This window comes from Leclercia sp. Marseille-Q4284 (assembly GCF_916618945.1).
GTDB classification, from domain to species: domain Bacteria; phylum Pseudomonadota; class Gammaproteobacteria; order Enterobacterales; family Enterobacteriaceae; genus Enterobacter; species Enterobacter tamurae.
Genome location: NZ_CAKAKG010000001.1, coordinates 964,202 through 975,284, shown reverse-complemented (window position 1 = coordinate 975,284; position 11,083 = coordinate 964,202). Strand labels below are relative to the sequence as shown.

The 11,083-nt window shown below is 58.6% G+C and carries 11 protein-coding genes; 4 read left to right on the top strand and 7 right to left on the bottom strand.

Annotated features, from left to right (window positions below):
* Positions 1-416 precede the first annotated feature (416 nt).
* Positions 417-749: an RcnB family protein gene (locus LG383_RS04445; protein WP_032612537.1), complete on the top strand. Its 333-nt coding sequence runs from the start codon at positions 417-419 to the stop codon at positions 747-749.
* Positions 750-855: 106 nt separating this feature from the next.
* Here LG383_RS04445 and apbC read toward each other — a convergent pair whose 3' ends face one another.
* Positions 856-1,965 (bottom strand): iron-sulfur cluster carrier protein ApbC, encoded by a 1,110-nt coding sequence (gene apbC, locus LG383_RS04440; RefSeq protein ID WP_166182974.1) that lies wholly within the window; start codon positions 1,963-1,965, stop codon positions 856-858.
* Between the two features lie 136 nt (positions 1,966-2,101).
* Between apbC and metG the strand changes: the two genes are divergently transcribed.
* Positions 2,102-4,135 (top strand): methionine--tRNA ligase, encoded by a 2,034-nt coding sequence (gene metG, locus LG383_RS04435; protein WP_225758416.1) that lies wholly within the window; start codon positions 2,102-2,104, stop codon positions 4,133-4,135.
* 105 nt (positions 4,136-4,240) lie between these two features.
* Here metG and LG383_RS04430 read toward each other — a convergent pair whose 3' ends face one another.
* The 3 genes from LG383_RS04430 to LG383_RS04420 are packed head-to-tail and all read right to left on the bottom strand — an operon-like array spanning position 4,241 to position 7,160.
* Complete coding sequence (locus LG383_RS04430) at positions 4,241-4,711, bottom strand: DUF1456 family protein (RefSeq protein ID WP_106995314.1); 471 nt, start codon at positions 4,709-4,711, stop codon at positions 4,241-4,243.
* 47 nt (positions 4,712-4,758) lie between these two features.
* Positions 4,759-5,478 carry a two-component system response regulator BtsR gene (btsR, locus tag LG383_RS04425; protein WP_106995315.1) on the bottom strand — a complete coding sequence of 240 codons (720 nt, stop codon included), beginning with the start codon at positions 5,476-5,478 and terminating at the stop codon, positions 4,759-4,761.
* Positions 5,475-7,160: a sensor histidine kinase gene (locus LG383_RS04420; protein ID WP_106995316.1), complete on the bottom strand. Its 1,686-nt coding sequence runs from the start codon at positions 7,158-7,160 to the stop codon at positions 5,475-5,477. The genes btsR and LG383_RS04420 overlap by 4 nt, the downstream gene beginning before the upstream one ends.
* Before the next feature lie 217 nt (positions 7,161-7,377).
* Here LG383_RS04420 and mlrA point away from each other — a divergent pair, with 217 nt between their 5' ends.
* Positions 7,378-8,112 (top strand): HTH-type transcriptional regulator MlrA, encoded by a 735-nt coding sequence (gene mlrA, locus LG383_RS04415; RefSeq protein WP_106995317.1) that lies wholly within the window; start codon positions 7,378-7,380, stop codon positions 8,110-8,112.
* Between the two features lie 59 nt (positions 8,113-8,171).
* On the top strand, positions 8,172-8,285 hold the full coding sequence (locus tag LG383_RS04410) for a protein YohO (RefSeq protein ID WP_106995318.1): 114 nt from the start codon (positions 8,172-8,174) through the stop codon (positions 8,283-8,285).
* Here the strand turns inward: LG383_RS04410 and LG383_RS04405 are convergent.
* From LG383_RS04405 to LG383_RS04395, 3 genes are read right to left on the bottom strand one after another with little or no spacing between them, the layout of a single operon-like run.
* The gene (locus LG383_RS04405; protein WP_166182977.1) at positions 8,260-8,997 is read right to left on the bottom strand and encodes an ABC transporter permease; all 738 of its coding nucleotides are present in this window, start codon (positions 8,995-8,997) and stop codon (positions 8,260-8,262) included. The two genes, LG383_RS04410 and LG383_RS04405, sit on opposite strands and share 26 nt — an antisense overlap.
* Entirely contained in the window at positions 8,981-9,931 is a 951-nt protein-coding gene (locus tag LG383_RS04400) for an ABC transporter ATP-binding protein (RefSeq protein ID WP_225758415.1), read from the bottom strand. Before LG383_RS04400 ends, LG383_RS04405 begins: the two co-directional genes overlap by 17 nt.
* The gene (locus LG383_RS04395; RefSeq protein WP_225758414.1) at positions 9,924-11,081 is read right to left on the bottom strand and encodes an ABC transporter permease; all 1,158 of its coding nucleotides are present in this window, start codon (positions 11,079-11,081) and stop codon (positions 9,924-9,926) included. Before LG383_RS04395 ends, LG383_RS04400 begins: the two co-directional genes overlap by 8 nt.
* Positions 11,082-11,083: the final 2 nt, after the last annotated feature.

The following is an 11,083-nucleotide window of genomic DNA, read 5'->3' as shown; positions in this document are numbered from 1 at the left end:
TAAAATATTAATTAATATCAGAGAGTTACAATAAAATAACCTGACAAAAGAAATGCACCAGCCGGGCTGACGATTGTCTGGTAACTTCTTTAGATAGGAGAAAGCAAAAACAACACCAATAAATTAGGCTTTATCATAAGCATTCTACAAACAAAAAAATACATCCCGAACATGACTATATTGGTATTGGGGGTTGCTTTCGGATTTTATAAAAGGAAACATAGATAATATAAAGATAAAATAAAAATGCATTCACGGTAAAAATAATTAGAACCAGCCCGGCATGTACAAGGATGTGTTGATTTGTTACATTTTTTACCAGCCCAGCCAGCCGGCAAAACATAAAATAGAGTATCTGTTGCTCGGTCACGAATCAGCAGACCAAGAGTAATGGCCACGGTTAATCTGGAGAAAAAATGACGAAAGGTAAAATTCTACTTCTGGGCGTACTGATGTCACTGGCGAGCGCGGCGTTTGCTGCACCACAAGCCGCAGCGGCACCCTCTGGCATCCAGGCCTATGAGGAACAGGAGTTTGTAGCCGATTTTACGAAATTTAAGATTGGTGATTTCGCCCCGGCACAGTATCTGACACCTGAGTACACCATCAAGCAATATAAGCTGCGCAACCTGCCTGAACCACAAGCTGGCACGCACTGGACCTATATGGGTGAGAACTACGTGCTGGTGGGTGATACCGACGGCAAGATCTACAAAGCGTATAACGGCGATATCTTCTACCACCGTTAATCGCAAGGTAAATGTAAAACGGTCGCCCTGAGGTGACCGTTTTTTGTGTTTGCACCCTCTCCCGTGGGAGAGGGCCGGGGTGAGGGCATCAGGCCGCACCCAAATGTTACACCGCGCGGAACGCGATATCGCCCGGGATCACTTCCCCCTGCCAGTAGAGCTGGGCCGCGACGCGATCCGCCAGCTGGCGATACATCTCAGCAAACTCACTTTCAGGACGGTTGACCACGGTCGGCTTCCCGCTGTCGAGATCTTCACGCAGCGTAATGTGCAGCGGCATCTGCCCCAGCAGCTGGGTGTGATACTGCGCCGCCAGCTTCTCTGCCCCGCCTGCGCCAAAGATCGCTTCATGATGACCACAGTTGCTGCAGATGTGCATGCTCATGTTTTCGACCACGCCCAGCACCGGCACTTCAACCTTCTCGAACATCACGATGCCTTTTTTGGCGTCGATCAGCGCGATGTCCTGCGGCGTGGTGACCACTACCGCCCCGGTAACCGGGATGTTTTGCGCCAGCGTCAACTGAATATCACCGGTACCCGGGGGCATATCCAGCACCAGATAATCGAGATCCGGCCACATCGTCTCCTGCAACATCTGCAACAGCGCTTTGCTGGCCATCGGCCCGCGCCACACCATGGCATTGTCGTCGGTCACCAGATAACCAATCGAGTTGGTCGCCAGGCCGTAGGCCATGATCGGTGCCATATGGGTGCCATCCGGCGAGGTTGGACGCTGATTTTCGGCGCCCAGCATATTCGGAATGGAAGGCCCGTAGATATCGGCATCGAGGATACCGACCTTCGCCCCTTCGGCAGCCAGCGCCAGCGCCAGGTTCACGGCGGTGGAGGATTTGCCCACCCCACCTTTGCCGGAGCTGATGGCGATAATGTTCTTCACGCCGTTGATGCCCGGTTGGTTTTTCACCCGCTTCAGGGTGGCGATAGCGTGGGACAATTTCCAGTCAATGGCCTTCGCCCCGGTGATGCGCAGCAACTCAGCACTGGTTTGCTCTTTCAGCGTCTCAAACGCATTGTTCCAGACGAACGGCATCTGCAGCTCAACATGCAGGGTATCATCCAGCCACGCCACGTGATGTAACGCCTTGAGAGCAGTGAGATTGTGCTTCAGGGTGGGGTGCTGAAAATTAGCCAGCGTTCCGGCGACCATTGCGCGCAAGGCTTCCGGTGATTTGGCCTGGGATTGAGAACTCATCCCGACTCCTTTTGTTATTGTGGATAAGAGCTTTGTTGAACAAGTTTACCTGAAAGGCCATGGTTTGTGCTTACTTAATAATGCCCCATTTGGTACTATCAAAGCCCTTTTCACTACCAAAGAAGTAATGTCCACTATGACTCAAGTCGCGAAAAAAATTCTGGTAACGTGCGCTCTGCCGTACGCAAACGGCTCAATCCACCTCGGCCACATGCTGGAGCATATCCAGGCTGATGTCTGGGTCCGTTACCAGCGAATGCGCGGCCATCAGGTTAACTTCATCTGTGCAGACGACGCACACGGCACGCCGATCATGCTGAAAGCCCAGCAGCTTGGTATCAGCCCGGAACAGATGATTACTGAAATGAGTCAGGAACATCAGACGGATTTTGCTGGCTTCGACATCAGCTACGACAACTATCACTCCACGCACAGCGACGAGAACCGTGAGCTGTCGGAGCTGATCTACACCCGTCTGAAAGAGAACGGTTTTATTAAAAACCGCACCATCTCTCAGCTCTACGATCCGGAAAAAGGCATGTTCCTGCCGGACCGTTTTGTGAAAGGCACCTGCCCGAAATGTAAATCCCCGGATCAGTATGGCGATAACTGCGAAGTGTGCGGCGCGACCTACAGCCCGACCGAGCTGATTGAGCCGAAATCCGTGGTATCCGGTGCGACGCCTGAGATGCGTGACTCCGAACATTTCTTCTTCGACCTGCCGTCCTTCAGCGAAATGCTGCAGGCGTGGACCCGCAGCGGCGCGCTGCAGGAGCAGGTGGCGAACAAGATGCAGGAGTGGTTTGAATCCGGCCTGCAGCAGTGGGATATCTCCCGCGATGCGCCTTACTTCGGCTTCGAAATCCCGAACGCGCCGGGCAAATACTTCTACGTCTGGCTGGATGCGCCAATCGGCTACATGGGTTCCTTCAAGAATCTGTGCGACAAACGCGGCGACACCACCAGCTTCGAGGAATACTGGAAGAAAGATTCCGACGCCGAGCTGTACCACTTCATCGGCAAAGACATCGTCTACTTCCACAGCCTGTTCTGGCCGGCAATGCTGGAAGGCAGCGGTTTCCGCAAGCCTACCAACCTGTTCGTGCACGGCTATGTGACGGTGAACGGCGCGAAGATGTCCAAATCCCGCGGCACCTTCATCAAGGCCAGCACCTGGCTGAACCACTTTGATGCCGACAGCCTGCGCTACTACTATACGGCGAAGCTCTCTTCCCGTATCGACGATATCGACCTGAACCTGGAAGATTTCGTCCAGCGCGTCAACGCCGACATCGTCAATAAAGTAGTCAACCTGGCTTCCCGTAACGCCGGCTTTATCGCCAAACGTTTTGACGGCGTGATGGCGGCTGAACTGGCGGATCCGGCGCTGTACAAAACCTTCACCGACGCGGCTACCGTGATTGGCGAAGCCTGGGAAAGCCGTGAATTCGGTAAAGCGGTGCGTGAGATCATGGCCCTGGCCGATCTGGCTAACCGCTACGTTGACGAGCAGGCGCCGTGGGTAGTCGCCAAACAGGAAGGCCGCGATGCCGACCTGCAGGCGATCTGCTCTATGGGTATCAACCTGTTCCGCGTGCTGATGTCCTATCTGAAGCCGGTACTGCCGCAGCTGGCCGCGCGTACCGAAGCGTTCCTGAACACCGAACTGAGCTGGGACAGCATTCACCAGCCGCTGCTCGGCCACAAGCTGAACGCTTTCAAGGCGCTGTACAACCGCATTGAGATGAAGCAGGTCGAAGCGCTGGTTGAGGCGTCGAAAGAAGAGGTGAAAGCCGCAGCCGCACCGGTTACCGGCCCGCTGGCGGACGATCCGATTCAGGAGACCATTACTTTTGATGATTTCGCCAAAGTTGACCTGCGCGTAGCGCTGATCGAGAACGCGGAATTCGTCGAAGGCTCTGACAAGCTGCTGCGTCTGACCCTGGACCTGGGCGGCGAGAAGCGCAACGTCTTCTCCGGCATCCGTTCTGCTTACCCGGACCCGCAGGTGCTGATTGGTCGTCAGACAGTGATGGTGGCGAACCTCGCCCCACGCAAGATGCGCTTCGGCATCTCGGAAGGGATGGTGATGGCCGCAGGCCCTGGCGGGAAGGAGATCTTCCTGTTAAGCCCTGATGAAGGCGCGAAGCCTGGTCAGCAGGTGAAATAACAAAAAAGCCGGATTCATCATCCGGCTTTTTTTATGGCATTTTGTTTTCTCCCTCTCCCCGTGGGAGAGGGTCGGGGTGAGGGCATCAGGCCGCACCCTGCCGCATCACGCCTTCGGGTGATGCACCCGGTGCGTCAGTCCGCGCAGGAAATTACGCAGGAACTGGTCCCCGCACTCGCGGTAGTTTTTATGATCCGGGGCGCGCATCATGGCGGTGATTTCCGGCATTGAGACGCGGTATTTCTGCTCGGTCATGATCGCCAGAATATCGTCAGTCTTCAGGGAAAAGGCGATGCGCAGCTTTTTCAGCACCGTGTTGTTGTTCACCCGACGCTCCAGCGCCAGCTCAGGCGCGGACTCATCTTTGCCGCGCTTGTCGTAGATCAGACCGTTCAGGAAACCTGACAGGATGATGTCCGGGCAGCGAACAAACCCGTCTTCATCTTCTTTGGTCATCCAGGTGTCGAAACCTGCCGACGTGGATTCCATATCGGAAAGCGCAAGAATGCGCACCATGTCGTTATTGTTTGCTTTCAGGGTGTAGCGCAGGCTACGAAGAATGTCATTGCTAATCATGTGTGCCTTTAACTGTCGATGATGCTCTGCCGCGCAGTGTACCAGTTTTACAGCCCTATCGCCTCTTTCAAACTTTTCAGATAGCGACGGCTGACCGGCACCGTCTGCCCGGCCCGCAGCACCAGCTCCGCCTGCCCGTTCTCCTCCAGGCGGATCTCTTTCAGGTGCGCCATGTTGACCAGATACTGGCGATGACAGCGCAGCAGCGGCGTGCGGCTCTCCAGGGTGCGCAACGTCAGCTCGGTAAAGCCCTCTTTGCCCTCACCGCTGGTGACAAATACCCCGCTCATCCGGCTGCTGACGAAGGCTACGTCGTCCATCTGCAGGAGATAAATGCGGCTGTGGCCGGTACAGGGGATAAACTTCAGCGGCTGCTGATGCTCCGCCAGCAGGGAGACGTCCTGCACGTTGCGCTCCTGGCGCAGACGGTTGAGGGTCTTTTCCAGCCGCTGCTCTTCAATGGGTTTCAGCAGGTAGTCAAAGGCGTGCTCTTCAAAGGCTTTGACCGCGTACTCGTCAAAGGCAGTGAGAAACACGATGTAGGGTCGATGCTCCGGGTCGAGCATCCCCACCATCTCCAGGCCGCTGATGCGCGGCATCTGGATATCCAGGAACAGCACGTCCGGGCGCAGCTTATGCACCGCGCCGATGGCTTCGATGGCGTTAGCACATTCGCCAACAATCTCGATATCACTCTGCTCCTGCAGCAAAAACCGCAGGTTTTCCCGCGCCAAAGGCTCATCATCGACAATCAGCACATTCATCATGCGTGCTCCTCCAGAGGCAGTCTTAAGGTTATGCGGGTAAAGCAGTCCGGCTCGCAGACGACGGTAATGCCGCAATCCTCACCAAAATGGGCGCGCAGGCGTTTATCCACCAGCCCCATCCCCAGGCCGCCGCCCTCGGTAGTTGAGGTATAGAGCCCGGCGTTATCTTCAATATCCAGCACCAGATAGCGGTTAAAGCGGCTGGCGGTGATGGCAATTTCTCCGGTGCCCAGCAGCTGCGAGGTGCCGTGCTTAATCGCATTCTCGACGATCGGCTGCAGGGTAAAGGCCGGCAGCTGCTGCCAGGCCAGTTCATCCGGCACCGAGAGCGTGACATGCAGGCGCGACTGAAACCGAGCCTGCTCAATTTGCAGATAGGCGTTCACATGTTCGATCTCATCGGCCAGGGTGACGATCTCCGACGGCCGCTTCAGGTTCTTGCGGAAAAAGGTCGAGAGAAACTGCACCAGCTGCGTCGCCTGCTCGCTGTCCCGGCGGATCACCGCCTTCAGGGTGTTGAGGGCGTTAAACAGAAAATGCGGGTTGACCTGAGCGTGCAGGAGCTTGATTTCCGACTGGGTCAGCAGCGCCTTCTGCCGCTCGTACTGTCCGGCCAGGATTTGCGCCGACAGCAGCTGGGCAATCCCCTCCCCCAGGGTTCGGTTGATGGAGCTGAACAGGCGGTTTTTCGCTTCGTAGAGCTTAATGGTGCCCATCACCCGCTGATTTTCGCCGCGCAACGGGATCACCAGCGTTGAGCCCAGCTTGCACTGCGGGTGCAGCGAGCAGCGGTACGGCACTTCGTTACCGTCGGCGTAGACTACCTCACCGGTCTCAATGGCGCGAAGCGTATAGGTGGACGAAATCGGTCTCCCGGGCAGGTGGTGATCGTCCCCGGTGCCGGTAAAGGCCAGCAGTTTTTCGCGATCGGTAATGGCGACGGCGCTGATATCCAGCTCCTGATGCAGGACCTGAGCCACCTTCATGCTGTTCTCTTCGTTAAAGCCCTGGCGCAGGATCCCCTCCGTCGAGGCTGCGACCTTCAGCGCCGTTGCCGAGAAGGCGGAGGTGTACTTTTCAAACATCGCCCGCTTGTCGAGCAAAATGCGCATAAACAGCGCGGCACCCACTGTGTTAGTAACCATCATCGGCGCGGCAATGCTGCCGACCAGATGCAGGGCATCCTCGAACGGGCGGGCGATGAGTAAAATGATCAGCATCTGCACCAGCTCGGCAACCAGGGTGACCATCCCCGCCGTGAGCGGACTAAAGACTTTATCCGGGCGACCGCGCCGGACCATCACGCTGTGGACCAGGCCGCCGAGCAGCCCTTCGACGATGGTCGAGATCATACAGCTCAGCGCCGTCATTCCGCCCATCGAATAGCGGTGCAGCCCCCCGGTCAGGCCCACCAGCCCGCCGACCACCGGGCCGCCGAGCAGGCCGCCCATCACCGCGCCAATCGCCCGGGTGTTGGCAATGGAGTCTTCAATGTGCAGGCCGAGATAGGTGCCAAGGATGCAGAAGATAGAGAAGGTAACGTAGCAGAGCAGCTTGTGCGGCAGGCGGACGGTGACCTGCATCAGGGGGATGAACAGGCGTGTTTTACTCATCAGCCACGCGATGACCAGAAACACACACATCTGCTGAAGCAGCAGCAACACCAGATTAAATTCGTACATGCCCACAAACCACAACGCTAAAACCGCGTAACATACACTGAAGCGTCTTAACTTGCCTGGCAGCACGCGGATAAAAATGTGTTTTCGTGTCAGGCATCACACCTTTTACTCAACGTATTCCGAAATTCACATTAATAGTGCAAAAAAAGAGCAATCCTTCCTGGTTCAGCAAACTGCGTCTACAGTTAATCTGGGCATGTGCAAGCCGGGGGAAAACATGGCGCTCTACACGATTGGGGAAGTGGCACTCCTGTGTGATATCAACCCTGTAACGTTACGCGCATGGCAACGACGTTACGGACTACTCAAACCACAGCGAACCGACGGCGGGCACCGGCTGTTTACCGATGCAGATATCGATCGCATCCGGGAGATCAAGGGCTGGATTGATAACGGCGTGCAGGTCGGCAAGGTCAAGACGCTACTGAGCCCGGAAGGCCAGGAGGAGCAGGACATCTGGCGCGAACAGCAGGAGGTGCTGCTGCGTTATCTGCAGTCCGGCCATCTGCATCGCCTGCGCGTGTGGCTCAAGGAGCGCGGCAGCGAATACCCGGCGCAAACCTTAATTTCGCACCTGTTCGTCCCGTTACGCCGCCGACTCCAGTCCCAGCAGCCCACGCTGCAGGCGCTGCTGAGTGCGCTGGACGGGGTATTGATCAACTACATCTGCATCTGTCTGGCCACCGCGCGAAAGAAGAACAGCAAGGATGCGCTGGTTGTCGGCTGGAATGTGCAGGATACCACCCGCCTTTGGCTGGAGGCGTGGATAGCCGCGCAGGAGGGCTGGCGCGTCGACGTGCTGGCGCACTCGCTGGTGCAGCTGCGCCCGGAGCTGTTCGACGGGCAGACGCTGTTGGTCTGGTGCGGCGAATCCCCTACCGCAGCGCAGAAGCAACAGCTTACCCAGTGGCAGGCGCATGGCTATCCCGTGTTCCCGCTGAAAGGCAATTAATGGTTCATTAACAGCCGTGCTTCACCGTATAATCGCTCTGTTAACATCAGGAGCACATTATGAAGGCAACCAAAGTCGCGGTTATCACCCTATTCATTCTCATGGCCGTTAGCGGTATTGGCGGCGTGATGCTGGCAGGGTATTCGTTTATTGTCCGTGGCGGTGTCGGCTGAGGCGCTTAGCCAGCCGCTCAAAGGCACGATCCACCACAATCGCCGCCAGCGCCACCAGCAGCGCCCCCTGGATAATATAGGCCGTATTAAACCCGCTTAAGCCGATAATAATCGGCGTCCCCAGCGTGTTAGCCCCCACCGTGGAGGCAATGGCCGCCGTACCGATATTGATAATCACCGAGGTGCGGATCCCGGCCAGCATAACCGGCGCGGCGAGCGGCAACTCCACGTTGCGCAGACGCTGCCAGCCGCTCATCCCCATCCCTTCCGCCACGCTGATGGCCGCTGCGGGTACTGACGCCAGCCCCGCTAACGTCGCCTGCAGAATCGGCAATACTCCGTAAAGGATCAGCGCGATAATCGCGGGCTGCTGTCCAAATCCCATCACCGGCACCGCAATCGCCAGTACCGCCACCGGCGGAAAAGTCTGTCCGACCGCGGCGATGGTCTCCACCAGCGGGCGAAACTCACGCCCGGCCGGGCGGGTCACGGCGATCCCGGCTCCGGCCCCCAGCACAATCGCGATCAGGCTTGAGGCACCCACCAGCCAGAAGTGTGACAGCGTCAGGCTAACAAAGCTCTCCTGCTGATAGACCGGGCGCGGCAGCTCCGGGAACAGGGCGCTGAACAGCGGTCCGCTGTGGGGCATCCACAGGAGGAGCGCCACGAACAGGGCCACCAGCCACGGGAGCGGATCACGTAACCACGTCATGCGCCGCCTCCTGATTGAGCAGATCGCGGAACCAGAGGGTGCCGCACGGGCGATCCTCGTCGTCCACCACCGGCAGGCTTTCGCTGCCGCTGCTGACAAAGGCCGAGAGCGCATCGCGCAGGCTCATGGAGGCCCGCAGCGGGCTGACCTGACTGACGGCGATCTCCCGTCGCATCGACTCGCCCACCGTGCGCAGCGACAGCAGGCGCACGCCCAGCTCGCTGCGGCCAAAAAACTCGCGCACGAAACTATTCGCGGGCTGGGTCAGCAGCCTCAACGGCGTTCCCTGCTGCACCACTCTGCCGTTATCCATCAATACCAGATGGTCCGCCAGCCGCAGGGCTTCGTCGATATCGTGGGTGACCAGAATAATGGTGCGGCCCAGGATGCGGTGGATGCGGGTCATCTCCAGCTGCAGGGCGCTGCGGGTCACCGGATCGAGGGCGCCAAAGGGCTCATCCATCAGCAGCACCTCCGGATTGGCGGCCAGCGCACGCGCCACCCCTACCCGCTGCTGCTGACCACCGGAGAGCTGATGCGGGAACCGCTCACGCAGCACCGGATCCAGCCCCAGCAGGGCCATCAGCTCATCCACCCGTTCGTCGATTTTTTGCCGGGACCATTTTTGCAGCTGCGGCACAGTGGCGATGTTGCGCGCCACCGTCCAGTGCGGAAACAGCCCGATGGACTGAATGGCGTAGCCCATCCGGCGACGCAGCTCCAGTACCGGCAGGCTGCGGATCTCCTCTCCGGCAAAGCGGATCAGGCCGCTGTCGTGCTCCACCAGCCGGTTGATCATCTTCAGGGTGGTCGATTTGCCCGACCCCGAGGTACCAATCAGCACCGAAAAAGCCCCTTCGGCAAAGGTCAGGTTCAGATCGCTGACCGCCGGCTCCCCGGCAAAGGTTTTATTTACATCATGAAATTCAATCATTGGTCTTCCTTCCCAACAGGGCGATCCACAGGGCAAACAGCGCATCCACCACCACCGCCAGGACGATAGTCGGGATCACCCCCAGCAGGACCAGATCCAGCGCGCTGCTCAGCAGGCCCTGGAACACCAGTGCCCCGAATCCTCCCGCGCCGATTAACGCCGCAATCACCGCCATCCCCACCGTCTGTACCGCTACCACCCGCAGGCCACGCAGCAGCACCGGCAGCGCCAGCGGAAGCTGGATCTGCCAGAAACGCTGACGGGTGTTCATCCCCATCGCGTCGGCGCTCTCCAGCACCTCGGCCGGTACCTGGCTGAGCCCCGCCAGCACCCCGCGCGCCAGCGGCAGCAGGGCATAGAGCACCAGCGCGATCAGCGCCGGGGTCATGCCGGTCCCGGCAATCCCCAGCGACGACAGCCACGGCCAGGCACGGGTCAGCCCGGCCAGAGGGGCAATCAGCAGGCCGAACAGCGCTACGGACGGCACGGTCTGAATCACGTTCAGCACCGCAAACACCGGCCCCTGCGTCGTCGGACGGCGATAACAGAGCATCCCAAGCGGCACCCCGACCAGCAGCGCCGGCACCAGGGTTCCTGCCAGCAGGGTCAGATGCTGGGCGAGGGCAGCGTTAAAAATATCCTCGCGGTTGGCATACTCTTTCAGCAGGGAGAGAGAATGGAGTTCGCCGCTGAATAACAGCCCCAGCGGCAGGATCCAGATTTGCACCTGCAGCAGCCAGCGCCAGATCGGCTGCGGGCTGAGCCGGCGAATGGCATCGCTGCAGGCCAGCAGGCAGAGCGCCAGCCATAGCCACAGGCCGCTGCCCACCGCGGTACGCGCCAGCGGGCTCTCCGCGGTGGCGAGATGCGACGCCGCCAGCCCGGCACTCCAGACCAGCCCGGCGAACAGCAGCTCGCACACCACCAGCGTCACCGCTAACGCCCAGCGTCCGCGGGCCAGGGTTAACCCCAGCAGCAGGCCCAGCGGTAACAGCAGCAGCGCAGGGGAAAACGACCACACCTGCCAGAGGGCACGCCCCTCTCCGGACACCAGCCGGTTAGGGGCGAAATTAACGAAAGGTAACGCGCCTGCGGCCAGGGCTATGACAGCCAGCAGCAGCAGGACGCGGTTATGACATCTTATCGGCACTG